Consider the following 23,977-nt stretch of genomic DNA (forward strand, 5'->3'; position numbering starts at 1 on the left):
CCAGGGGCAGCAAGTACTTTTGTATTATAAGAATAGATGTTTCACATCCATGATTGCGCGTTTTCTTTTACTTCCGACAAATTAAAGAGTTGTTTGTTTGCATGGTACGCGGCTTACCAGAAGAGTTGACTCGTTAAATTAGGGGGTAAACCCCTATATAAGCGCATCGCCAATCGGTTCACATTAGTTCCACGTCAGAAATTCTGACCCTGAAATTTGTTTTTGACAGGAACTACCGATGAAATTATTCAAACTCTCCGCGCTGGCTGTTGCCAGCATGATGATGGCCTCGCCGCTGGCCTTGGCTAAACCCACCCTTGGCAAAGAGCTCGCCTCTGTGCTGCCAACGCTCTCTGGCGCTGACACCCTGATGGCAGTATTGACTTATGATCAATTGGAGCCCGTATCCGAAGCTCAAGTGCAGAAGCTCCTGAGCTTGGGGATCACTCAGGGCGTGCAGTTTAAGTCCGTACCCGTTGTTGGCGTGATGGTTAATGCCGCGCAAATCCAAGCCTTGTCAGAGGACGATGATCTGCGTTCAATTTGGTTAAACCGCAAGCTGGAATACTTCACCGCCGATGCCAGGCAAATTACCGGTGTCGATGCGGTGCAGGGAACTGAATTTGCAGCACGCAACGGCCAGGAATTCACAGGCAAAGGCGTAACCATTATGGTCAATGACTCTGGTGTGGACGCTACCCACCAGGATCTGTTCTTTGGTCAGCAAGTGATTGAAAACGTTCAGGCCATCACCCATGCCAGTGCCCTGGAAATTACCGGTGTCACCGAGGGATTTGTGCTGACCGGGCAGCCCAACACCGATACCAACTCCGGACACGGCACCCATTGCGCCGGCATCATTGCTGGTACCGGCGTCATGTCGGATGGCAAATATGTGGGCGCCGCCCCCGATGCTAAGTTGGTAGGTTATGGCTCCGGTGGCGGACTCTTCATCCTGGATGCTGTCGGTGGTTATGACTATGCCATCAACCATGTCTACAGCTTCGATGATCCTATCAGGGTAATCAGCAATTCCTGGGGCTCCAGCGGCAAGTTTGACCCAGCTGGTCCGGTCGCGCTGGCCAGCTACAAAGCCCACAAACTCGGCATTCTGTCAGTGTTCGCATCAGGTAACTCGGGCCCCGGAGAGGACACCCACAACCCCTATGCCCAGATCCCCTGGGGCATCGCTGTCGGCGCCGGTGACAAGGACGGAAAATTAGCCGGTTTCTCCTCCCGCGGATTAAAAGGCGAGGAAGGGACCTTTACCATGCCGGATCAAACCACCTGGACCTATAGCAATGATGTGACCATTGTGGCGCCAGGAGTGGATATTATTGCTACCCGGGCAAGTACCAATTTAAGTGCCAATGGTGGTGAAGCCGATGTGGAGGCAATTGAGCCCGAGTATCTGCCTTTTTACACCATGATATCTGGTACTTCCATGGCCACTCCCCATGTATCAGGGATCGTTGCCATGATGTTGGAAGCGAATCCGGCGCTGGACAATCTGAGCATCAAACGTCTGCTGATGGAAACCGCTACCAATATGCCTGGTTACGAACGCTGGGAAGTGGGAGCGGGTTACGTGAATGCACGGGCTGCGGTGGCAGCGGCATTAAATTACGACCCCGAACACAGAATAACAGTCAATAATCTCGCCGATAAAACCTTTAACGCCAACGCCCTGCTGTTGCCCAGCGAGCGCAGCGAAGAGCTTGAGGTGTTTTACAGCCCGGTAGGTGAACCTGAGGTGAAAACCTTTGTGGTAGACGACCAGGCAGCCTGGGTAAAAGCCAGCGCCAACACAGCCACCAACCTGACCAAGCTGGTGCTGGTGGATCCTGATGGCGTGGAGTATTTCGGCAACTTGTCCACCCCGGTGCTGGAAGAGTCCATGCGCGTTTCTGCGCCGGCTAAACCCGGTAACTGGGGCGTCTATGTTTATGGTCTGACGTCTTTGTCCGGTGTGCAGGCCGATCCGCTGGGACTGACCAACGGACCTGGATTGCCTGAGTTTTTTGATGTGCTGGTGCAGTTTGAAAACTCCGGTGGTTATCAGGGATTGGATGATATCGCCGGTCATCCCCTGCAAACGGCTGTTGAATTTGCCATCAGCGAACGCTTAATGGATGGCTTTAATAACAGCGTGTTCAGACCCGATGCCCTGCTAAGAAGAAAAGATCTGGCTAATTATCTGGTGATGGGTGGGGCGGTGCGCCAGTACCGGGATCTGCTTGAAGAGCCGGCCCCCATGCTTTCCCAGGTGCCAAGCAGTGCCAAGGCCTTCGTTGAGTCTGTGTCGGTGAAAGGCGCAGCCATCAAGGACAGATTGCGTGAGCAGGATCCCCTGATGCAAAGTGCCCAGGGTAACTTCAATCCCAACGGCACCGTCAGTAAGTTGGATATGGCTTACACATTAGTACAATTGTTGGGAATGCAGGCACAAGCCCGGGCCTTTAACAGTGACGATGATATTGTTGTGGATTACCGTGGGCAAACGGTGGTTCTGAGCGATCAGCATCTGATCCCAGCGTCGATGAAAGGCTATGTACAGACGGCCATCAATCTGTCTTTGATTAATGTGCAGTTTGCCGTGCAGCAAGGAGCATTTGATCTTGAGCCGACCCTTGAAGCTTACTTCCAGCCGGATGTGAAGTTGACCCGGGCCGCCTACGCACTGACAGCATCAAGATTCTATGAGGCCTACCTACGATAGGGTCCTTTGCCAGTTCAGCCTCGGCAGAGGTTGAACTGGCTATTTTTTGACGGCTGTTTTATGTTGTCGCTGGATGCTTGGAGGTTTTTTATGATGAAAAGGTTTTACTCCCTGATTGTGGCCAGTCTGCTTTTGCTGCCGGTGGCATCGGCGCAATCCGTTGCGCCTCAAGTGCTGAGCTTTTCAGAGAACAAGATTACCGCCCACTTTGAGCTCACCTCTCCCACAGGGCAGAGCCTGGCTCTGGACTTGAGGGTCGATTTTGAACGCACTGTCGGACTCAGTGCCGAGCAGTTTGTGATTGAGGCAGAATGGGTGAATCCCTTGGATTTACTGAATCGTCTGCCAACAAACGGGGTCAACGTGCCGGCTGCTTTTCCGGTGGTAGTGCGCATCGCCCCCCATGCTGATCGTGGTTTTAGCTTCGAAGGGGTGGCACAAATAGAGTTCTATACCAAGGCGCTGCACTATGTAAACGGCAGTCCTTTGCGGCTCTACCGCTCTCATGCCAATGGTCCCTTTGAAGACATTACCCAAAGCACAGGGGCAGGCAGTATCAGGGCCAGAGGTAATACCGGCAGTTTTTCTGACTTTATTATCCTTGCCGATACCCGCACCACGGCCACGGTATTAGGCGATAAGCTGGCGAACTTAAGTGATTTTTTCAGCACTCACAGAGGCAGTATTAACCCTGTACTGGCAGATACACTTGTCACCACGCTGGATACCCTGTCCATGCAGCTAAATGGGGCCAATTACAATGGTGCTCTGCAAACAGTGAACCTGCTGATAAATCTGTTAGAGCAGGCGCAAAGTGCAGATATGCCATACGTTTGGCGGGCCAGTGATGATTTGGTCAATGTCAGGGGGGAGTTGCTGACTTTAAGCCAGACCCTAGGCTATAGCTTGCGGATCTTGTGAGATCGACATGCCCTGCAGATTAACCCTTCACTATCAGGATGCGCCCAGCCAGCAGTTTTTTCTGTTCGAAGGTCGTCATTATCAGCTTGGCCGGGATGCGCAAAGTGATATTCAGATCAATGCTGCCAGCGTATCCCGCGAGCATGCTCTGTGTTACGCAGAAAAGGGCAATTGGAATCTAGTGGACCAGGGCAGTCTTAACGGTTGCCTGGTCGCAGGGCAACGCCAGCAAAAGATAGCGATCAGGGCGCCGCTTAAGGTGTTGGTGGGCGATATCCTTTGCCTGTTTGAACCTATCAGTCACCAGGGCATAGTACACTACGAGCAGGCGCTCAGTTGGCGCCAAGCTCAGCAACCTGACATCAGTATGTTGACGCAAACCAGCGATATAGAGGATTTACTGCAACTGGTGCGTGAACACCTTATGCACATGCTGGGTTGTGATCGGGCCGCAGTGATTTACCTTGATGAGCAGCAGCAGTTGGAGCAGTGCGTTGGTTACCCTGCCTGGTTGGCCAAAGACAGCTTTAGCGGCAGTAAAACGGTTATCAAGCGGGTCGCTGAAAGTGGGCAAGCTCTGGTGCTGGCCAACTTACAGACCGATCAGGACCTGGCCGCCAGAGCCAGTGTGCTACGTGCCAATATACAGGCGGTATTGTGTTACCCGGTACCGGTCAACCGGCAGGTGAGAGCGGTGCTCTATGCCGACAGCAATATGGCTCAGCGGTGTTTTTCTGAGGCTGACGTTGCCCTATGTGAGGCGCTGGCCGAGCAGCTTGGTATCGCCTTGTCACTGCAGGCATTGGATCATGCACTGCTGCAGATAGGCAGCAGCCTTCAGATGAATCATTGCTTTTAATTCTTTAACAACGCTATCCTTGGTGCGCATAAGAGGTTTGAAATAAGGTACACAGGTGCAAAGCACCGACCAAAAAACCCAAATAAGCGCCCACGCTGCACGTCCGCCAAGCCAGCTTTCTTCTTTGTCAGTTGGGCATGTGCTGGCCGGACGCTTTGAGATCCGTCAAGCCCTTGGTCAGGGCGCACAAGGCTGCGTATACGCCGCCTACGACCAGCTATTAAATGTGCCGGTGGCGCTTAAGATAATTGCCCCGGTGCAGGCCCTGGACAGTGAATACCTGCAACAGATGCGTGATGAAGTGCTGCTGTCACGCACTATTCAACACCCGAATGTGGTGCGCGTACACGAGTTCTACCAAGATTCTCCCTATGTATTTTTTACCATGCAGCAGCTGGAAGGCCGTCCGCTGCAAGAGTATTTGCATGAGCCGCTGTCCAGGCAGCAGGTGGAAGCATGGCTCTCCCAGCTATTGGATGCTCTGCATGCCTGCCATCAGGCGGGCATTGCCCATGCCGATATCAAACCTGACAATCTGTTTGTGCAAGCCAATGGCCAACTGGTACTGATGGACTTTGGCATTGGCCGGCGCTTAGATGGCCGTGTTGTCAGTCTTGGCCACTCTGTTTATTCAGCGCCTGAAATCCGCCATAGCGGTGTACTCAGTGCCAGCAGTGATCTTTACAGTGTGGGCATATTGTTAGACACCCTGGTTTCCCAGGTGCCGGGCAACTGGCGTACTTTTGCATGGCATTGGCGCATGGGAAAACTGGTCTCCAGACTGACCCAACAGGAGCCGCGTCTTCGTCCATCGGCCCTGGATGCCAAAGCCAGGCTTAGGGTCAGTTTGCGTCCGTTGTATGTGCTGGCCCCTTTGGCAGCGTTGGTTCTGCTGTTGATTTGGCAAGCCAGTCTTCCTTCACCTACCGAGGCAGAAACACCCAGTGAGATGCATCGACTGGCCATCATCTACGACAGGCAAAACCTGGCGCTGGGAGCACTGGCCGATATTCTGCAATTCGCTTTAGGCACCATACCAGGCCTTGAGGTTATCCCCTCTGAGCGCAGCCAGCGACTGATAGAAAATTTGCAACTACAGCCCTGGAAAAACAAAGAGGCGCAATCCTCCCTGGCCAGCTTGTTGAACGCGGACGCCTTGCTGTTACTCAGTGCCAGTGAGATTGAAAATAATCTGCGCCTGTATCAGATACGATTGCTGCGGATGCCGGAACAACGGCTGTTGTTTGAGCATCGCCGTGCACTGCCAAAAGATGATATGAGCGCTTTGTACGAAGAGCTGGCAGATCGCTGGGCTGATGATGTGGTGGGGTCGGGCCTGTTGTCCGAACAGGCCATAGTGGATATGGATCATCTGCAACCGGTGTTTGAGATCCTGAAGCAACAACAAGAGCCGGATCCCAGCAGCTTGATTAATGCCCTGCAGAGGCAACTGCCGGCATTTGCCGGGGGCTGGGTAATGGGGGCTGAGCTGGCGCTTGAGCAGAACAACCTCAATAGTGCGAGAATCCAACTCTCTAAGCTTGCCGAGCTTACGGAGCCTCATCCGTATTGGCAACTTCAGGCCAACTGGCTGCAAGCGGAGCTAGATGGTGATGTCACCGCTGCACTGCAGGCGGCAGACCGTTTGCTGGCGCTTTTTCCCCATCGCACAGAGTTGTTGGCGAAACGGGCCGGACTGTACCAATGGGCAGAGCAACCCGACAAGGCCATAGCCGATTATGAGCAGGCATTGTCAGCAGACCCTTCTGATGCCTCACTCTGGTTTGAATTGGGCAAGCTTAGGATCGTCAACGGCCAAATCGAACATGCCATCGACAATGAATTAACCCAGGCGCTGCTGGGGTATCGCCGGGATCGGGATTATCTTGGGCAGGGCTTAGTGCTGAATGCCTTTGGTGTGGCTTATCTTCGCCAATCCCAGTACCAACAGGCCCAGCAATATTTTTCTGATGCCCTGGCCATACGCACTAAGGAACGTGATCCCCAGGGGCGGGTCACCAGCTTGGCAAACCTTGCCAATGTGGTTGCCATCACCGGCGAATACCAGGAAGCAGAAAGTCTGCTGCAAGAGGCGATAGATATAGTATCGACCCTTGGCGATCCGGTGCGCGAAGCGCAGATTGAAGATACCTTGGGACAAGTGTTCGAAGAGCAAGGCAAATACCGCCAGGCTCAACAACATTATAAAGCGGCCCTGGACTTGCGGGTGCAATACGACAGCAGTACCCGTAAAGCCCAGAGCATCAGCAATGTGGCTTACATGCATTTCCTGATGGGCGACTTCTCCCTGGCCGAAATCTACTGGCAGCAAGCGTTAGAAATCTTTGCCCGTGCCCAGGATGAAACCCATCTGCTGCGCACCAGACAAAATCTGGTGCAACTGGATATGGCCCGCGGCAATATGGTCAATGCCGGCAGGATGCTGGCGGATTTACTACAGCCTGCCAATAACGAGGCATCAGAAGAGACGCTGATCACTCAGTATTTGGTGAGCCAACGCAATTTCGATCAGGGCCTGTTGCAAGGGGCCTTTGACAGTAGTCATCAAGCACAGCTTATGGCGAGTGAGCTCAAAGACAGCCGCAGCATGGTCGAAATGGGCCTATGGCAGGCGGAGATGTGTATGCGTCTGGCCCGCTGGCAATGTGTAGAGGATAGCCTGCAAAGCGTCGGGCAATCTGGCGGCCCGGTGTCCGCCGAGCAACAGCTGTTATTCTTATGGTTGCAAAGCATTGCCAAAGAGCAGGTCAGCGGCAGTATGTTGCCAACGAATACTGAGGCTCTGTGGCAAAGATTGCGCCTGACACCGCTGCCCGTGCTTAGCGAACTCAAAGTGTTGCTGGATGGTATCGAGCGCCAGGGATTGGATGCAAGTAGTTGGCAATGGCAGCGGGTCGCTGAGGTCATTAATCCAACCTATTACAAAGAATACTTGCAGTGGTTGTACCTACAACCGAACACACCGGCCAATCAGCGCAGCCTGGCGCAACTCCTGGCGCAGTATCCAAAACATTGGCGTAATCATATGTATTACCGAAAATTGGATGAAAGCTACAAACAGACCCTGCCATTGGCCCAATTTGATGCCTTCTATGAGCAGCTAAGTGAGCGAGAGTTAGTTGAGTACCAGCAAACCTACAACACCCCCTGAGTCAGCCCTGCAAGATCAGTTTGACTTGTTAAGTCAGCAACAAGCACAGTTGAAGGCCTTGTTGTTGCAGGAACAAACAGAATTGAAGCGTCTTGGGCGGCGGCTGTGGACGCAACAAGAGGCTGAGCGGGCGGCGTTGGCCAGGGAGTTACATGACGGTGTGGGGCAATTGTTGACCGGGCTGACCCGTCAGTTAACAGAGCAGTCGGCTGGGCAACCCGCATTGCAACCTCTGGCTGAACTGGCGTCACAGGCATTGGCGGATGTGCGCCAGTTGTCCCGTTTAATGCGTCCCGCCATCCTTGACGATCTGGGGCTGGAGGCCGCTATTCGCTGGTTGTGCCGTACTCTGTTTACCCATGCGGATACCCAATGCAATTTAAGCTTCAGTGCATTGGACAAGGTGCCGGAAGAATCGGCCATTCTGGTGTTTCGTATTGCCCAGGAGGCTTTGACCAATTGTCTTAAGCATGCCAATGCATCACAGGTTGATCTGTACCTGGGTCAGGGCGAGGGGGTGCTGCGCATGGACATTGTGGATAATGGTTGTGGATTTGATCCTGCCACGGTGCAGGGCTTGGGGTTGGTCAATATGAATGACAGAGCTAAGGCTTTTGATGCCAAATGGCAAGTCGCCAGTCGGCCAGGACGGGGATGCCACCTTAGTCTGGTGGTGAAACTGTGAGTATCCGTCTGGTGGTGGCCGATGACCATGTGATGCTGCGCCAGAGTTTGGTGCAGGTGATCAGCGCCCAGGATGATATGCAGGTGATGGCCCAATGTGACGAGGGGGAGAGTCTGATCCAGGCCGTGCTAACCCATCAACCGGACGTGGTTTTGATGGATATCAGCATGCCCAACATGAATGGACTGGTAGCAATTGATAAGTTACTTAGTCAGCGGCCGGGCTGCAGAGTGCTGGTGCTGACCATGCACAATGAAATGGAGTATGTGCAGGCCATGCAGCGCGCCGGTGCCTTTGGCTATCTGCTTAAGGAGTCCTCGACTGACACCCTGCTTAAAGCCATACGGCAAGTAGCCCTGGGTAAAAGGGTGTTCCCCGGTGAGGCCCAGCGTAGTGTTACCCCGTCAACCTTAAGCCAGCATCCGCTGGATGTATTGACCCGCCGTGAGCGGGAAGTGTTTTTTTTAGTGGTGGCGGGGAAAACCAGTAAAACCATTGCTGAGCTGCTGAATATGAGCTTGAAAACGGTGGAAAATCACCGTTCTAAAATTCTTAAAAAATTGCAGGCAGGGAATGTGGCCGAGCTTATCCGCATTGCCGGAAAGCTCGGCCTGCTTGAATAGGGGCGTCCCCCTAGCAAGCCATTACTGGCCCATCAAAGGATGCAGCAGGGTCAGCGACTTGGCCAACTGAGCACGGCTGATCTGACGGTCAGGACGGAAGTGGGCCACAAGCTTTGGCGTCAAATCAAAGGGCCCTTGTACCACACTTACCTCGGCTTGCAGCAAGCCTAAGTCCAAAGCCAGTTGCACGTAGCCACGCCACTTTGCAGGAATATCCTTTCCATCGCTGAGCTCAATGTCCTGATTGAAGTGTCTGACGATGATTGGCGCACTGTCATCAAAAGCTCGGGCCGGTTCCTCTAATCCCAGGCTTTGTACCAAGGAGTAGGCCAACTGCAGTCTGTCCACCGGGTTGTCGGCGCCAAACAGACTAGGGTTGTCGGCCAGAAGGGGAGCTTGCTGACTGTAATCCAGTCCTTTAAGGGCGGCGCCCTGACGAGTTACTGCATTGATAGCTGCAGCATTTTCACTGCCATCCACAAAGAGGGAGGCGTTGCCAAACTGTGCTTGTCGAATGGCGCCACTCAGTACCAGGGCATCTGCCAGCTCAGCCTTACGCACTATGGCATCGGGCATAAAGCCATGTGGTGTGGCATCCATCAAACTTTCAGAGACAACAAATTCCACAAAGGCTCTGCCGGGATGACCTTGAGTATCATCGATACCACGGATTTCATCGGTTTGCAGCAGACGAACATTGACGTCAATTGGGCCGGGGACGCCAACCCCATTAGTGACCCCTAGCGGGTCAACATTATTGCCGCTGATGGAGCCGATGCCTCTGGCATACAGCTTCCAGGTACCTGTCATACCAGGGGCAGAGGTGCCTACTGCCGAGCCCAGCACAGGCAATCCTATGCCTGAGCCATAGCGGTTGCCAGCAGGATCTTCCAGCACAAACGCGGTAGCGGTTTCAATACTGGCGCTGGCCAACACCAGAGATACGCTGTCATCCACATAGAAGGTTTCAATGGGGCTGTCACCGACAGGCACATATTCCACGGTGCGCGTGAAGCTGTCTTGCTCACTCAGGCTGGCACTGGCGTTAAACTGACGGTTAAGCTTAACCGTATCGCCGAATCGACCGTCAGCACTAATGGCAGCCTGTACCGCCGCATAGGCATTAACGTAGCCTGCACCGGCTTCCCAGGGCTCACGACCGGCCATGTTAGTGGCGGTATCTTGGAGGATACGTTTGACCTCGCTCCAGGTCAGATCGGGATTGGCTTCCAGCATCAAGGCCACAATACCGGAAACGTGGGGAGCGGCCATGGAAGTACCGCTGGACACCGTATAGTAGGCAAGGTGCTCAGGAGCAATCATATCGGCGTCGTCACTGGCGCTGAGGCCCCCCAAACTGGAGGTTGAGGCCCTGGCGGAGATAATATCTACGCCGGGCGCAGTCACCGTGGGCCGATCTTCCCAGGTGTAGAGCTCGCCATCGACTTCAACTTGACCGCCTTTACCTTGTACACCCCTTGAACTGAAGTCGGCCAGGTTTCCTTGCTTGTCACCGGCGGCTACCGTGATCACCCAGGGCGCTTTTTTAAAGTTACCGGTGATGGTGCTTTCGCCTGCGCCTGAATTGCCTGCTGAAAAGACGGTGATGATACCGGCATCGGCCAGGGCCTTGGTGGCGATATTGGTCGGATCGTCAGGATTAAAATCGGTGCCAGTGTCTGAGGTATTACCGAAGGAGTTGGAAATCACACGAATGTTGTAATCAAACTGATGGGTCAGGGCATAATCAAAACCGCCCAGGGTATCCAATATAAACAAACCCGCACCAGAGCCATAGCCTATGATGCCGGCACCCGGCGCTACGCCGCGGTGCAAGCCGTTACTCATGGCGCCATTGCCACCGACGGTGCCTGCCACATGGGTACCATGGCCCCCGCCGATATCGGTATTGGCCACATTTTCACGGTAGGTGATGGGCAGCAAGTCGCTGAAACTTTGCAGATTGGTTTGTGCCAGCACATTTTGTACCACGTGATGAGGAAACATCAGGTCGCCATGGTTGCCATCGATACCGGAGTCATTGACGACCACACCGACACCTTTGCCAGAGTAGGGGACACCTTGATTGCGCATATTGGCATCGGCGCGCAGTTGTTGTACGCCAGTGAGTTGTGTGGCGCCATAGTTTTCCAGCGCCAGGGGCTGGTTGGCCCAAACGGAAATGACATCATTCCTGGCATAAATGCTTTGGATCTGTGCCTTTGTGGCTAAAGCCCCAACCATGGGTAGCTGGTTTAAGGCCACCCCTTTGAGGCCAAGCTGGCGCAGGAAGGCCAGTTGTTCGTTGGTGGCGGCACCTTGATTATCGAAGCTGATAATCACCGGCAACAGACTATGCTCATCAGCCTGACGCATTTTCTCTTGCAAGCTGATATCCAGTGTTTTTGCCGCCAGTCCACTGGCAGGAAGCGCCAGGGCAATGGCCAAAGGCAGCGCTTTGAGGGTATTGAATTTTACTTGTTGCATGTTTCACCTGTTGTTTTTAGTAGGGCAGTGCAAGCATGTCATTGCTGCGAGTTTGCGGACTATAGGGGTTTCCCCTTAGCCTTGGTTTGACCAGATTGGCTCTGGCACCGGTTGATTGGACAGATTTAGTGTGTTTCTGAGACCCAGGGCGAGCAGCAGCCCGGCAATAAGCAACGCCAGAGTCCCTGGCGCGTTGACTGCCATTGCAGGGTAATTTACTTTGGTGGCTTGCGCGGATTGCGATACATATTGTTGCCATTCCACGTACACGCCAGGACTACCGAGCATATTCAGGCCGGCAACCAGGTAAGCATTTGGGGCGTTGATGGCCTCCAACCCCTCTTCGGGATTGTCACCAAAAAGACCGCCGTCCAGCCACAGGAAGAAACTGCCCAAGTCCACCAAACTCATCGAAAAATCGTGGAAGCCGTCAGGTGATTGAAAATCCAGGCTGAATTCGGACAGCTCTTCCAGCGACAGGGCCAAGTCTGCATTGCTGTCCTGACCGATAATGCTGGCATTGAAGCTGGCGCCATCATCGAAGGCATAATTGAACAAGGTCAGATTAATGAGGCTTGCTTGAGCCGTTGTCTGAACAGACATCATAAGCACCAGGCTCAGCAACGCTTTGATAAAGGTATTGCGCATAACGAACTCCTCTGTTGTCTGCGCAATAGCCTAAGAAAGGGCACACAGAGGTTATATAGGGGTTTCCCCTAAACCTTGTCGTGGTTTGGTGGAGATTGATTGCTGGGGGCTAGCTTAGCTGACTCCTTACCCTCAGTTCGCTATGCAAAGTTCTGTGCACCGGGCACTTATTGGCAATCTCCAACAGACGCTGGCGCTGTTCATCACTTAAATCGCCTTTAAGGCTGATATTTCGCTCTATCACTTCGATGGCCGTGTCTTTATCGGTGCAGTCTTTGCAGTCCTGTCCATGTTCACGATGATGGGAAAGGCGCACAGCGATATGTTCAAGAGGCCACTCTTTACGCTCGGCATACATGCGTAACGTCATCACGGTGCAGGCGCCCAAGGCTGCCAGGAGATGTTCATAAGGATCCGGGCCCATATTGTCTCCGCCGACAGCAAGAGGCTCATCGGCCAGCCAATGGTGACTATCACTATGCACATGCACGGTGAATTGATGATTTTTCTCTTCGACTTGCACCTGACCCTCGGACAGGGTCGGTGCTGTTGATTGAACCTTGGGAAGATAGCGGTCAGCCCAGGCTGCTATTACGGATGCAGCATATTCTGCATCGGCCTTTCTGCTTAGCAGATGATCGGCGCTATCCAGGCTGACAAAGCTTTTTGGGTGCATGGCATCTTTGTAGATTTTCTCTGCCTCACCGATAGAGATCATTTCATCAATGGGGGAATGCATGATCAGCAAGGCTTTTTTCAGGTTGGCCATGGGCATACCGCGGTAGCGGTCAACGTCATCCAGAAATTGTTTCTTTATTTTGAAGGTACGTGCGCCCATTTTTACATCGGCTTCGCCGTCTTTTTCGATTTGCGCCAGTGAAGCCGAGAACTGCCGTGCGATCACGCTGGCATCATGGGGCGCACCGATAGTGACTACCGCCTGGGATTCAGGGACTAACTCAGCCATGGCCAATACCGCGGCTCCTCCCAGACTGTGGCCAATCAGCAAGGCCGGCGCCTGATGTTCACGGCGCAGATAATCCGCAGCGGCTATCAGGTCTTCAATATTGGAAGAGAAGTTGGTGTTGGCAAAATCACCGTCGCTGCTGCCAAGGCCGGTAAAGTCGAATCGAAGCACGGCAATACCCAGGCGGGTGAGGGCGCGGGAGATGCGCGACGCTGCCGCCACATCCTTGCCGCAGGTAAAGCAATGGGCAAAGAGCGCATAGCAACGAATATCGCTGGCCGGGGTTTCCAGAGCACCGCTGAGACGATGTCCCTGACTCTCGAAGCTGACTTTAATACGCATGTAGTCTTCCTGAATTTACCGCTGCTAACGCCCAGTATACGCCCGGGCGTAAGAAAAACTTTTGATTAGCTTGGGTAATTCATCAAATCCCCGGATGTTGGATAATTAATCGGATGGTGAATTAAGCGGCTATCCTTAAAAATTAGCCACCCGATTAATTCGAATTCAGGAAATTACCATGTCACAACGCGGCAGACCGCCATCCGGGGCGGACGATAACAGAGACAAGCTGATTGAGGCTGCCAAGCGCTGTTTTACCCGAATGCCCTATCATCAGGTCACCACCCGTTTACTGGCGGAAGAGGCCGGCGTAAATGCGGCGCTGATCCGCTACTACTTTATTAATAAGGAAGGCCTGTACAAGGAAATGTTTAATGCGGTAATGGGGCAGGTGCATGGCCAGTTGATGGAAGCTTTGGACAGCAACCCCCAGGTCAACTTCCACACCCTGTTTAATCTCTATTATCAGGTGATGAAGCGAACGCCGGCTTTTCCCATTTTGATGATCAAAGAGCTGGCCTTGGGCGAGGGACAGTGCCGCGACTTTCTGCTGGACAAGCTCCGCTACGACGGCTTTCCGGCATTCGAGAGGTTGCTTGGCAGCATGAAACAGCAAGGACGACTTAAGCCCCATTTGGATCCCCGCCTGATACGGATGAATTGCGTAGCCCTGATGATCTTTCCCTGGCTGACCGCCAGTCTGGCAAAGGATATGGACGGCTTCGAACTTAATGATGATTTTCTCGCTTTTTTAGCCGCCCACAACGGCGAGATTATGGCTACCGGTGCTTTTTTGCCTGAGCAAACTAACCAGGAGACAGAGGAGAAACAGCCATGAAACTGGATTGGCAAAAAAGACGTTGGCTATTGATTCTGCCCCTGGCTGGACTGGTTATTCTGATTGCCCTGGCCAAGCTCAGACCCGGACCTGGCCTGCGGGAAGACAGTAATCCACCGCCATTGGTGTCGGTGGTAAAGGTACAGCAACATAATCTGCGACCCTATGTGCTGGGATTTGGCCGTGCCCAACCCAAAGAAGTGTGGCAGGCGCTTGCCGAGGTCTCCGGGCGGGTGATCTATCGTCATCCTGAGTTAGAGCAGGGTAAAACCCTCACACAGGGTACCCTGCTGCTAAAGGTCGATCCGGTGGACTACGAGCTTAAATTGGCGCAAGCCAAATCAGATCTGCAATCGGCCGAGGCAGAGCTGGCGCGCCTGGCACTGAACAAAGACAAACTGAGTCTGTCGGTGAAACTGGAGCGTCAGCGTCTGGATATCCTTAATAAAGAGTTAAAACGTAAGCAGGGCCTTTTGGGTAAGGGCTCTGTATCGCAATCCTCGGTGGATGCCGAGCAAAGTAACGTTTGGGCGCAGGAGCAAAAGCTACTGGATATTGAAAACAGCCTCAAGCAACACCCGGCGGAGATGGAGGTGGCCAGGGCCAAGGTCAAAGTGGCCGAAGCAAGATTAGATGAAGCGAAGCGCAAGCTGGAAAAAACCGAAATTCGTCTGCCATTCGATGCCCGCATCGCCAATATCAGCGCCGAGTTGGAGCAAGTGGTGAGCGAACGTGAGTCGCTGCTAAGCGCTCACCGCCTGGGCGCGATGCAGGTCCCGGTGCAGGTTTCCTTAAATGATATGCGCCATTTTGCCCGCTATCTCGCCGGGCCTTTGCCGGAGGATGGCGCCTATCCTGATATTCAGCGCTGGGAGTTAGAGGCCGAAGTCAGCTTAAGCGTTGGCAATCAGCGTTTTGTCTGGCCAGGCAAATTGATCAGCGTCGGCGAGAGTATCGATCCCAAGGGCAATACGGTGACCCTGCTGGTGGAAGTACCGGCTGACAATGAGCCCTTCGATCCGAAAAAGCGTCCTCCTTTGATTAATGATATGTATGTACAGGTGCGGGTGTTAGGCCAACCACAATCCCTCTTAGCAGTGCCCTCTGAAGCGCTGCACGGCGATCGCCTGTATCTTCTGGATGACCAGCACAATCTGCAAATTCGCAGCGTAACCTCTGCTTTCGAAAGCCAGGGGCTTACCGTGATCCAGCAAGGTATAGAAGCGGGCGAATGGGTGGTGCTTAGCGACATAATGCCCGCCGTTCCCGGCAGAAGTCTGCGTCCTGCTCCTGTTGATAATGCCCAAAGTGACAAGCGTGCCGGAGGCAAGCCATGATCAGCTACTTTGCCAAACACCCTACCGCCGCCAACTTATTGATGCTTGGGATCATCGTGTTGGGACTGACCAGCTTACCGGCCTTAAAGCGTGAAACCTTTCCTGAGATTGAAGCCAGTAAAGTCCAGGTGACGGTGCCTTATCCTGGTGCCAGTCCGGAGCAGGCGGAGCAGGCGCTGTGTATTCCCCTGGAAGAAGCGGTAGATGGTCTAAGTGATGTTGAGCAGGTCATTTGTGAAGCCAGCGAGGGACTGGCCAAGATGCAGGTGGAAATGCTCGAAGGCGGCGATATCAGCCGCCTGCTGGCCGATGTCAAAACCGAAGTGGATGCTATCGACAGCTTCCCGGATGAGGCGGAAAGTCCAATCATCAAAGAGCTTGGCCGCACCGAGGCGTTGATTACCCTGGCCATTGCCGCCGACCTGCCGGATTTTGAGCTAAAGGCCTATGCCGAAGCCATCAAAGACAAACTGCAAAAACTGCCGGACATTGCCATCGTCAATATGGCCGGTTTTTCGGCCCATCAACTTAAAGTTGAACTGAATATGGCGCTGCTTCGTCAATATGGCTTATCGGTCAATGATGTGGTCTCACGCATTGAGCGTCAGAATCTGCAATTGCCCAGCGGCAATATCAAGATGCAGGGTAAAACCCTGCAGATCCGCTTCGATCAGCAGCAAGTCACCGCACAAAGTTTGACACAACTGGTGGTAGCCGGTACCCCGCAAGGGGCACAAATCAAGCTTGGTGATATTGCCACTGTTGTTGAGGGGTTTGAGCTTTCCGAGGCCAAGGTGCTGTTTGATGGCAAACAGGGCGCGCTTTTGAAAGTCCAGAAGACCAAGGAGCAGGATGCACTGGATTTGGTTCAGCAAGTGTATGACTTTGTGGAAAAGGAAAGGCAGCTTGCCCCGGTTGGCGTTGAAATGGCGCTGATTTCGGATCAGGCCAAGATAGTCGAAGATCGCCTTAAAATGCTGATAAGCAATGCCTGGCAAGGGATCCTGTTGGTGTTTGCGGTGATGTGGCTGTTTTTCGCCTGGCGCTATTCCTTCTGGGTGTCCATGGGATTGCCGGTGTCTTTCCTCGGGGCGTTTTATCTGATGACCCTGCTTGGCGTTAGTATCAATATGATCTCCATGGTGGCGATGCTGATGGCCATAGGGATCCTGATGGATGACGCCATTGTGATTGCAGAAAGTATTGCCTCTCATATCGAGCGCGGGCAATCCATCGATAAGGCAGTGGTAGTCGGTGTTAAACGGGTGGCTGCCGGGGTGTTATCTTCTTTCTTAACCACCGCTGCCGTATTTACCGGACTGGCTTTTATCTCTGGTGATATTGGCCAGGTGATGAAAGTCTTTCCTTTGGTGCTGTTGGCGGTGTTAGTGGTCAGCCTGGTGGAAGCCTTTCTTATCCTGCCCAGTCATCTGTTGCACTCTCTACACCACAAAGACAACTTTCAAAGTGCCGGCTTTAAAGTGCGTTTCAATCAAAAATTTGAGCAGTTTCGCAGTCAAACTTTGGTCACTTGGGTGGAAAAGGCGGTTGCCCGACGCTATTTGGTAGTTGGCGGTGTTTTAGGGTTGTTCTTTCTCTCTATCGCGCTTTTCTCCAGCGGTTTACTAAAATTTAAAGCCTTTCCTGAGCTGGAAGGGGATCTGCTGGAAATGCGCCTGCTGATGCCACAAGGCACCCCTTTGGCATACACCGAATCTGTGGTGGCCGATGCGGTAAGTAAGCTTGAAGTGTTGAACAAGGAATACCAGAAGGATCAGCCGGACAATCAATCTTTGGTCAAGCATATTACGGTGGAGTACAACACCAACCTGGATGCCAACGAGACCGGTACCCATGTGGCCACGGTAAGGGCTGATTTACTCACCAGTGAAGATCGAAACACCAGCCTGCTGACCCTGCAAACACGCTGGCGAGAGGCGGTGGGAGAAATCCCCGGGGCGTTGGCGCTGTCTTTCAAGCAACCAACCTTTGGGCCTGCCGGGCGGGCCATTGAAATTCGTTTGCATGCCAAGGATCTGGGGTTATTGGAAGAGGCCTCATATCGTATCCAGCAAACCCTTTGGCAATACAAAGGCGTAAATAACCTGATGGACGATCTTCGCCCCGGTAAGGAAGAATACCGGGTAAAACTGCTGCCTGGTGCCATTTCCTTAGGAGTGGATGGGGCCACCATCGCCAATCAACTGCGTACCGCCTTTTTTGGGCAGCGGGCCGATGAATTCCAGCGTGGTGATGAAAATATCGAGCTTGAAGTAAAGCTGCGCACCGCCGACAAAGATAGCCTGTGGCAGCTGCAAAATTATCCTATTACCTTAAGTGACGGTACCCAAATCCCGCTCTCGGCGGTGGCAGAGCTCACGCCTGCGCGCGGTTATTCAAGAATCAACCGGGTCAATGGCGAGCGTACCCTGACCATTATCGGCGATGTGGACAATGAGCTGGCCAATACCTCGGAGATTATTAATCAGGTTAGACAAGGTGTGATTGCAGACTTGCTGGCCGAGTATCCGGAGCTTTCGGTGAGCTACGAGGGCGAAGTGAAGGAGGGTGGTGGTACCGGCGCCTCTATCGGTCAGAAGTTTATGATGGGCCTGATTGGTGTGTTTATTATCCTGAGCTTCCAGTTCAGAAGTTATATCGAACCGCTGATGGTGATGCTGGCCATTCCGCTGGCCCTGATTGGCGCCCTGTGGGGCCATCTGCTACTAGGCTATGATTTTACCATCCCCAGCATGATGGGCTTTGTGTCGTTGGCGGGGATAGTGGTCAATGACTCCATCTTGCTGGTGACCTATATCAAGGAGCATATGCGAAAAGGCATGGACGAACATCAAAGTGCGGTGCTGGCTGCCAAAGAACGCTTTCGCGCGGTGTTTATCACCAGCGCCACCACCATCGCGGGCATGCTGCCATTGCTACTGGAAACCAGTATGCAGGCGCAGATTCTGCAACCGCTGGTGGTGAGTCTGGTGTTTGGCATTACCGCCTCTACTTGCCTGATATTGTTTGTGTTGCCTTGCTTGTACGTGATCCTCGAAGACTGGAATTTGGCAGCCAGACATCATTTGCCAGAGGAAGAGCCTGCCATAACCCACGAGGCCAATAGTTAAGCAGGAATCTGGCGAAAAACTATGCGCTTGGCTGATGTGGGGGGAAAACTTTGATCCGCATCAGCCTTTTCTTACTACTAACACCCTATATTGAGCGCAATTTCGCTTGTGCGTAGACAAGCTATAACGCATTCGGGCTGGTAGACAGCCTGCCAACGATTTTTTATCAACCCTTGGAGCCAAAAAATGAAGAAATCGATTCTCTTGTCGCTTGCCTTGCTGGGTTTGTCACAGCAAGCCCTGGCAAATGACTGCACTTTGGAAGTGGGTGTAGCAGATTCAATGACGTTCACGCCTGCGGCGCTTGAAATCTCTGCGTCTCAATGTAAGACGGTGACAGTGAACCTGACCCACAATGGCAAACTGCCCCGTAACGCCATGGGGCACAACTGGGCGCTGGCCAAAACCGAAGATGCCCAGGCTGTTGCCCAGGCCGGATGGTCTGCCGGGTTGGACAATCAGTATTTGCCACCTGATGACGCTCGCGTTATCGCGGCAACCGATATCATTGGCGGGGGAGAAAAAGCCTCTGTCACTTTTGATACCTCGGCGTTAACCGCTGGCGGTGATTACACCTTCTTCTGCTCCTTCGTTGGTCACTTTGCCATTATGAAGGGCAAATTTACTGTGACCGAGTAAGGTCATTCCGAGGGTTAATCTTCAGGGCGTACTCAGGTACGCCCTTTGTTTTTAAGCGGCCAGAAGTGTGACTTGTCTGCATTGGTTTTTTGCAGCTGCCGCCAACAAAAGCGCAACAACATAAAAAGACAGACCATTCCAACTGCAAGTAGCAGGTGCACATAGGGGCTTGTCCAATGGTTATGATCATGACCTGTATGCGCAACCACAGGGCCACACAGCAGTGCCAAAAAGAGGCAAAGTAAATGATGGTGCACTGTTATCTCCCTTAAAACCGGCTGGTAATTTTGAGGTTTTTAATACACTTTTAGATTCAATAACATAGTACAAAAGGCGAGCGGAATGTGGCGGATATTTGATGTAATGCTGGCGGTGGGTGCCGATGCGCCGACCCAACAGTCAGAAGTGGCTGCCGTTGAAGGTTTGTGGCATGAAGCGCAGCAGTTGATGCTGTCCATGCTACAAAACCTGCCGCTGATCTCTTTGGGGCTGGTGCTTTTTGTTGTGATGTTCTGGCTGTCTGGCCCCTTGTCTCGTGTGTTGGTGAAGCCTCTGGGTATTGTAGGTAGCAGCGCCTTAGTCACTTTGGTGGTGAGGCGAACCATCAGTTTGTTGCTGATCTTATTGGGGCTCTATCTCTTTTTGCGTCTTGCTGGATTAACCCAGTTCGCACTGGCGATTTTAAGCGGAACCGGTGTGCTGGGTTTGATCCTTGGCTTTGCCTTTCGTGATATTGCCGAGAACTTTATGGCCAGTTTGCTGTTAAGTGTGCAACGGCCTTTTAATATCGGCGATGTGATTGAAGTGCAGGGGCATACCGGCGTGGTGCATCAGGTGACCGCCAGGGCCACCACCCTGGTGGATTACGACGGCAATCATATCCAAATCCCCAATGCTGCCGTGTATAAAAACATCATTAAAAACTTTACTGCAAATCCCAATATTCGCGGCCATTTCACCATTGGTATTGGTTATGAATCGGGTATTCGCCAGGCGCAGGCTCTGGCCATGGATATATTAATCAAGCATGAAGCGGTATTAGCCGAACCACCACCGCAGGTGCTGATCAACAGTCTTGGCTCGGCCACCGTAAACTTAAAAAATTACTATTGGATAAACGGCCAGGAGCATAGCCTGTTAAAAGTTTCCTCGGTGCTGATGCGACTCATCATGCGTGAGTTTGAGCAGCATGGGATCAGCTTGCCGGATGAAGCCAGGGAGCGGATATTCCCGCAGGGTATTGCTCTGTTGCAGGCAGGCAAGGAAGAAGACGGAGCGCCCAAGACAGGGTTAACGAAAGAGGCGGAGATTCAGGCAGATCAGCAGCTTGCCGAAGAGGATATCAGCAGCGAAACCGAAGAAATCAAAGAGCAGGGCCAACAAGCGCGCGACCCCGAAGGCGGCCAGAATATTCTTTAGCTAGTGGGGTCAGGTCTTGAATTGTGCAGCTTGCAAATTTCAAGACCTGACCCCAATTGGCGCAGGGTATTGCTCTGTTGCAGGCAGGCAAAGAAGAAGGCGCAGCACCCAAGACAGGGTTAACGAAAGAGACGGAGATTCAGGCAGATCAGCAGCATGCCGAAGAGGATATCAGCAGCGAAACCGAGGAAATCAAAGAGCAGGGCCAACTAGCCCGCGACCCCGAAGCCGGCCAGAATATTCTTTAGCTAGTGGGGTCACTAGTGGGGTCAGGTCTTGAATTGTGCAGCTTGCAAATTTCAAGACCTGACCCTAATTGGTTTTAAGCAGAGGGATCGCACCAAAGGCCGTACTTATCTCCCTGCCATGTAAGCAGGTGAAAGAGGTAGGCACTGCCTAGCATAATAAGGCCGCCTGCCAAGGCGGGCTCACTAAACCATCCCAGGCAGCAGAACAGAAAACCGAAGAAGTGGCAGAGCCACAACACTCTAATTGCCGTCTGTCGTTTGGGACGAAGTTGCAGAAAGTTCACGGCAAACCATAGCTTGACCAGCGGTGAGAGGGTTTTCCAATTGTCCGATGTTTTATCAATCATAAAGCTCTCCTGATGTAAGGTTTGAAGATCAACTTCAAGGGCCGCGGCGAGACATTTCTGCGATTCCACACTGGCGTTGTGTCCGCTTTCGATACGCTGGATGGTGCGTACATTTAGTCCGGACATCTGGGCAAGTTGCTCTTGTGAAAGCCCTCGGCTTAAACGAAGTTGCCTTAAAATCATGTAGTTATCTCATTGCACTTACGTAGGAGAGTAGGGGAAATCCTACCCTGTCGGTGACGAAATTACCCCGACATTTGCCCGACAATGATGAAAGGTAAGACATACATGCCTGCGAAAAGCTTGTAGTCTCTGTCTTTCTGTTTTCACCTGCTAATCAAGGCATTGTTGCTGTCAGTAACAATGCCTAACATCAACACAGTTTATTACCGGCACTGCATACTTTATGATCAGGGGCTCTCGAGTTGGGGTGACCTATGATGTCTATTGATTTTGCCTATTCCTTATTGTTACTCATTGCGCTGGCAGTGATGGTGGCCCAGGCGTTTTTTCGTCCCCTTAGGATTGAGCATATCCTGGTTGCCGTTCTTTGCGGCTCGCTGTCGATGGTTGCATTGCAAAACCTCACCGCCGATAGCATTGGCCCCTATCAATACCTCTTTGCATTAGGGACCTGTGCAACTTGCAACTGTGTATGGCTGGTATCCCGTGCTCTGTTCCAAGGCAGCAAAAGTATCACCGCAGGTCACTATCTGTTTGCCGGTAGCATCGCCATCCTGGTGATCATTAGCCGTAGCCTGGATCTCTTTGTTTCCGTTGAGTGGCTGTCCCCTGGCGCCGTTGACTGGTTGAAGCGTTCAGTCGGTGAAGTGACGCAGCTATTGTCATCAACAGTGTTAGCCCTGGCCTTTTGGGAGGCCATACGCGGCTACTCTTCAAGCTCAAAGGCAAGCCGCTATCAACGCACCCTATTTGCCGCGACCTTTTTTGCAGGGGTTTTCAGTTGTACGGTGGTAGCCGACGGGATCTTGTCTGGCGCAGACAGTCTCGCAGCCCGCCCCTGGCTGGTTGTGCTATCCGCTTTGGCGATTATTATCAGCACCTTTGTGGTGGTTATTTGGCAACACCTCGAACGTAAAGCGCAGATGGACGCCCAAAATGAAATGCCAGAAGCGAGTGATTGTTCACAAGACAGCGCATTGCTGACACGCATCGAAGAGCTAATGCAGCGCGAAAAAATGTATCTGCAACAAGAGCTTAAGATAATTGATTTGGCCAATGCCCTTGGGGTGTCGGAATATAAAATCAGTCGCGCTATCCGCAATCTGACCCCATCGCCAAACTTCAATCACTATGTAAACAGCTATCGTATAACCCATGCCAAACAGCTGTTAACCGAGAAAGATAGCCACCGGTGGACGGTTCTGGTTGTCAGCCTCGAGTCGGGTTTTGCCTCGCAAGCGCCCTTTAATCGCGCCTTTAAAGCTTTCGAAGGCTGTACCCCAAACCAATACAGGCTCAAACACCAAACTGAGGGGGCCCGTCAGGCTCTCTCAAGCGCCTCATAAACGAATACGGTATGGTTGCCGTATTCGTGATTTTTCATTAGAAAGCAGCCAGGATCCTAGGTCCCCACATCATCATAGTGGCGGATACCACGCCGATAAAGGTGATAAGCGCTGCAAAGGTCACCCCCATGGCCGCCATTAATGTGACCTTGGGTTTGGCCTGCTTCTCTGCCCAGAATACCAATTCAGCAATGGCCATAGGCAGCAAGTAGGACGCAAAAGCGAGCACCATATCGGCAGGTCCGTCAATGGTCGAGTTGTTGCCCAAGGGCCCCTGATTGATCATAAACCAGCCCATCAGGTACAAGCGAAAGGTCCATACGCCGTTGATAAGGATAAAGGCGTGAACCGCAAAGCGGCGATGCTGTGCAAACTGCTTCTTACGGGCGAATTGCCACGCATAATAGACGGCAATAGGGATCAGAATACCGTTTAGCGTCACCCCTAAAGCGCCCAAGTCGCTGAGCCGGCTGCCAATGCCCCAGGTCATATACAGACCGCTAATCGCCCCCAAAAAGCCGACAGTGAGAAATACGCGGCCGTTAAGGCGATGAAATGCCGGGTAACGCTTTCGAATAGAAGGCACCAGCTGGAAGGTCGCACTCATGCATATCAGCATTACCGGAATGACATGCAACAGCAGTATCGTGTTATCAATGGTTTGCCCATTCACGTAGCCTCTGATCATATGGCTGAATTGAGACTCATCAAGTTGGCCGGTGACCAGGGGCAAAGTAAATTGCGCCAGGATATAAAAGGCGAACATCCACTGCCCGATAAAAACGGCGCCAATCCAGGCTTTGATGGCAAGGCCCAACCATTGCTTGAGGGAGGGATGATAGGTATCTGCAAGATTAAGAGTTGATATGGTCGATTTGTTCATGATACGGCTCTAGTCCAGGTTTAATCGGGCCTAGAATGCCATTGCCACAGGAATGAACTAGTCGAATTAAGAATTCGATCATCACTTTTACCTGGAAATTTAAGGTTAGTGTGAAGGGCCCTTGCCTTGAAGAACTTAGTCTGTGGTTTTCGACAAGAGAGCTGGGATTTTAGTCTATGGAGT

General features: G+C 52.5%; 18 protein-coding genes. 13 read left to right on the forward strand and 5 right to left on the reverse strand.

Annotated elements, in window-relative coordinates; genetic code table 11:
* Positions 1–238: 238 nt before the first annotated feature.
* The 6 genes from P2G88_RS07810 (at position 239) to P2G88_RS07835 (ending at position 8,979) form a co-directional block, all read left to right on the forward strand.
* On the forward strand, positions 239–2,719 hold the full coding sequence (locus P2G88_RS07810) for a S8 family serine peptidase (protein ID WP_275795281.1): 2,481 nt from the start codon (positions 239–241) through the stop codon (positions 2,717–2,719).
* Between the two features lie 90 nt (positions 2,720–2,809).
* On the forward strand, positions 2,810–3,640 hold the full coding sequence (locus P2G88_RS07815; RefSeq protein ID WP_275795282.1) for a DUF6689 family protein: 831 nt from the start codon (positions 2,810–2,812) through the stop codon (positions 3,638–3,640).
* A 7-nt stretch (positions 3,641–3,647) separates the two neighbouring features.
* The gene (locus tag P2G88_RS07820) at positions 3,648–4,499 is read left to right on the forward strand and encodes a cofactor assembly of complex C subunit B (RefSeq protein WP_275795283.1); all 852 of its coding nucleotides are present in this window, start codon (positions 3,648–3,650) and stop codon (positions 4,497–4,499) included.
* A 55-nt stretch (positions 4,500–4,554) separates the two neighbouring features.
* A complete protein-coding gene (locus tag P2G88_RS07825; RefSeq protein ID WP_275795284.1) occupies positions 4,555–7,671 on the forward strand; it encodes a tetratricopeptide repeat protein in 3,117 nt (1,038 codons plus the stop codon).
* The gene (locus tag P2G88_RS07830; protein WP_275795285.1) at positions 7,640–8,356 is read left to right on the forward strand and encodes a sensor histidine kinase; all 717 of its coding nucleotides are present in this window, start codon (positions 7,640–7,642) and stop codon (positions 8,354–8,356) included. The genes P2G88_RS07825 and P2G88_RS07830 overlap by 32 nt, the downstream gene beginning before the upstream one ends.
* Positions 8,353–8,979, forward strand: a complete 627-nt coding sequence (locus P2G88_RS07835) for a response regulator transcription factor (RefSeq protein WP_275795286.1) — start codon at positions 8,353–8,355, stop codon at positions 8,977–8,979. The genes P2G88_RS07830 and P2G88_RS07835 overlap by 4 nt, the downstream gene beginning before the upstream one ends.
* Positions 8,980–9,000: 21 nt before the next feature.
* On the opposite strand, the gene P2G88_RS07840 is transcribed toward P2G88_RS07835, so the two are convergent.
* From P2G88_RS07840 to P2G88_RS07850, 3 genes are all read right to left on the reverse strand, one after another.
* Positions 9,001–11,466, reverse strand: a complete 2,466-nt coding sequence (locus tag P2G88_RS07840; RefSeq protein WP_275795287.1) for a S8 family serine peptidase — start codon at positions 11,464–11,466, stop codon at positions 9,001–9,003.
* Between the two features lie 75 nt (positions 11,467–11,541).
* On the reverse strand, positions 11,542–12,114 hold the full coding sequence (locus tag P2G88_RS07845; protein ID WP_275795288.1) for a hypothetical protein: 573 nt from the start codon (positions 12,112–12,114) through the stop codon (positions 11,542–11,544).
* Positions 12,115–12,223: 109 nt separating this feature from the next.
* Positions 12,224–13,423, reverse strand: a complete 1,200-nt coding sequence (locus P2G88_RS07850; protein ID WP_275795289.1) for a bifunctional alpha/beta hydrolase/OsmC family protein — start codon at positions 13,421–13,423, stop codon at positions 12,224–12,226.
* 178 nt (positions 13,424–13,601) lie between these two features.
* On the opposite strand from P2G88_RS07850, the gene P2G88_RS07855 reads away from it, so the two are divergent.
* The 6 genes from P2G88_RS07855 to P2G88_RS07880 all read left to right on the forward strand — a co-directional run bounded on the left by P2G88_RS07855 (position 13,602) and on the right by P2G88_RS07880 (position 21,035).
* A complete protein-coding gene (locus P2G88_RS07855; RefSeq protein WP_275795290.1) occupies positions 13,602–14,261 on the forward strand; it encodes a TetR/AcrR family transcriptional regulator in 660 nt (219 codons plus the stop codon).
* A complete protein-coding gene (locus P2G88_RS07860) occupies positions 14,258–15,598 on the forward strand; it encodes a hypothetical protein (protein ID WP_275795291.1) in 1,341 nt (446 codons plus the stop codon). The genes P2G88_RS07855 and P2G88_RS07860 overlap by 4 nt, the downstream gene beginning before the upstream one ends.
* Positions 15,595–18,729 carry an efflux RND transporter permease subunit gene (locus P2G88_RS07865; protein WP_275795292.1) on the forward strand — a complete coding sequence of 1,045 codons (3,135 nt, stop codon included), beginning with the start codon at positions 15,595–15,597 and terminating at the stop codon, positions 18,727–18,729. The genes P2G88_RS07860 and P2G88_RS07865 overlap by 4 nt, the downstream gene beginning before the upstream one ends.
* A 186-nt stretch (positions 18,730–18,915) precedes the next feature.
* Complete coding sequence (gene azu / locus P2G88_RS07870) at positions 18,916–19,368, forward strand: azurin (RefSeq protein ID WP_275795293.1); 453 nt, start codon at positions 18,916–18,918, stop codon at positions 19,366–19,368.
* Between the two features lie 342 nt (positions 19,369–19,710).
* Positions 19,711–20,787 carry a mechanosensitive ion channel family protein gene (locus P2G88_RS07875; RefSeq protein WP_275795294.1) on the forward strand — a complete coding sequence of 359 codons (1,077 nt, stop codon included), beginning with the start codon at positions 19,711–19,713 and terminating at the stop codon, positions 20,785–20,787.
* 56 nt (positions 20,788–20,843) lie between these two features.
* On the forward strand, positions 20,844–21,035 hold the full coding sequence (locus tag P2G88_RS07880) for a hypothetical protein (protein ID WP_275795295.1): 192 nt from the start codon (positions 20,844–20,846) through the stop codon (positions 21,033–21,035).
* Positions 21,036–21,109: 74 nt separating this feature from the next.
* Here P2G88_RS07880 and P2G88_RS07885 read toward each other — a convergent pair whose 3' ends face one another.
* Positions 21,110–21,565: a helix-turn-helix transcriptional regulator gene (locus P2G88_RS07885; protein WP_275795296.1), complete on the reverse strand. Its 456-nt coding sequence runs from the start codon at positions 21,563–21,565 to the stop codon at positions 21,110–21,112.
* Positions 21,566–21,819: 254 nt separating this feature from the next.
* On the opposite strand from P2G88_RS07885, the gene P2G88_RS07890 reads away from it, so the two are divergent.
* Positions 21,820–22,911 (forward strand): helix-turn-helix domain-containing protein, encoded by a 1,092-nt coding sequence (locus P2G88_RS07890; protein ID WP_275795297.1) that lies wholly within the window; start codon positions 21,820–21,822, stop codon positions 22,909–22,911.
* A gap of 37 nt (positions 22,912–22,948) precedes the next feature.
* Here the strand turns inward: P2G88_RS07890 and P2G88_RS07895 are convergent, their stop codons facing one another.
* Positions 22,949–23,794: a DUF2306 domain-containing protein gene (locus P2G88_RS07895; RefSeq protein WP_275795298.1), complete on the reverse strand. Its 846-nt coding sequence runs from the start codon at positions 23,792–23,794 to the stop codon at positions 22,949–22,951.
* Positions 23,795–23,977: the final 183 nt, after the last annotated feature.

The sequence above is a fragment of the Aliiglaciecola sp. CAU 1673 genome (assembly GCF_029223185.1).
Taxonomy (GTDB): domain Bacteria; phylum Pseudomonadota; class Gammaproteobacteria; order Enterobacterales; family Alteromonadaceae; genus Bowmanella.

What these genes read in the sequence shown, in the direction of transcription:
- P2G88_RS07810 (WP_275795281.1), top strand. Translation starts at nt 239, where the DNA reads ATGAAATTATTCAAACTCTCCGCGCTGGCTGTTGCCAGCATGATGATG.
- P2G88_RS07815 (WP_275795282.1), top strand. Translation starts at nt 2,810, where the DNA reads ATGATGAAAAGGTTTTACTCCCTGATTGTGGCCAGTCTGCTTTTGCTG.
- P2G88_RS07820 (WP_275795283.1), top strand. Translation starts at nt 3,648, where the DNA reads ATGCCCTGCAGATTAACCCTTCACTATCAGGATGCGCCCAGCCAGCAG.
- P2G88_RS07840 (WP_275795287.1), bottom strand. Translation starts at nt 11,466, where the DNA reads ATGCAACAAGTAAAATTCAATACCCTCAAAGCGCTGCCTTTGGCCATT.
- P2G88_RS07845 (WP_275795288.1), bottom strand. Translation starts at nt 12,114, where the DNA reads ATGCGCAATACCTTTATCAAAGCGTTGCTGAGCCTGGTGCTTATGATG.
- P2G88_RS07850 (WP_275795289.1), bottom strand. Translation starts at nt 13,423, where the DNA reads ATGCGTATTAAAGTCAGCTTCGAGAGTCAGGGACATCGTCTCAGCGGT.
- P2G88_RS07855 (WP_275795290.1), top strand. Translation starts at nt 13,602, where the DNA reads ATGTCACAACGCGGCAGACCGCCATCCGGGGCGGACGATAACAGAGAC.
- P2G88_RS07860 (WP_275795291.1), top strand. Translation starts at nt 14,258, where the DNA reads ATGAAACTGGATTGGCAAAAAAGACGTTGGCTATTGATTCTGCCCCTG.
- P2G88_RS07865 (WP_275795292.1), top strand. Translation starts at nt 15,595, where the DNA reads ATGATCAGCTACTTTGCCAAACACCCTACCGCCGCCAACTTATTGATG.
- azu (WP_275795293.1), top strand. Translation starts at nt 18,916, where the DNA reads ATGAAGAAATCGATTCTCTTGTCGCTTGCCTTGCTGGGTTTGTCACAG.
- P2G88_RS07875 (WP_275795294.1), top strand. Translation starts at nt 19,711, where the DNA reads ATGTGGCGGATATTTGATGTAATGCTGGCGGTGGGTGCCGATGCGCCG.
- P2G88_RS07885 (WP_275795296.1), bottom strand. Translation starts at nt 21,565, where the DNA reads ATGATTTTAAGGCAACTTCGTTTAAGCCGAGGGCTTTCACAAGAGCAA.
- P2G88_RS07890 (WP_275795297.1), top strand. Translation starts at nt 21,820, where the DNA reads ATGATGTCTATTGATTTTGCCTATTCCTTATTGTTACTCATTGCGCTG.
- P2G88_RS07895 (WP_275795298.1), bottom strand. Translation starts at nt 23,794, where the DNA reads ATGAACAAATCGACCATATCAACTCTTAATCTTGCAGATACCTATCAT.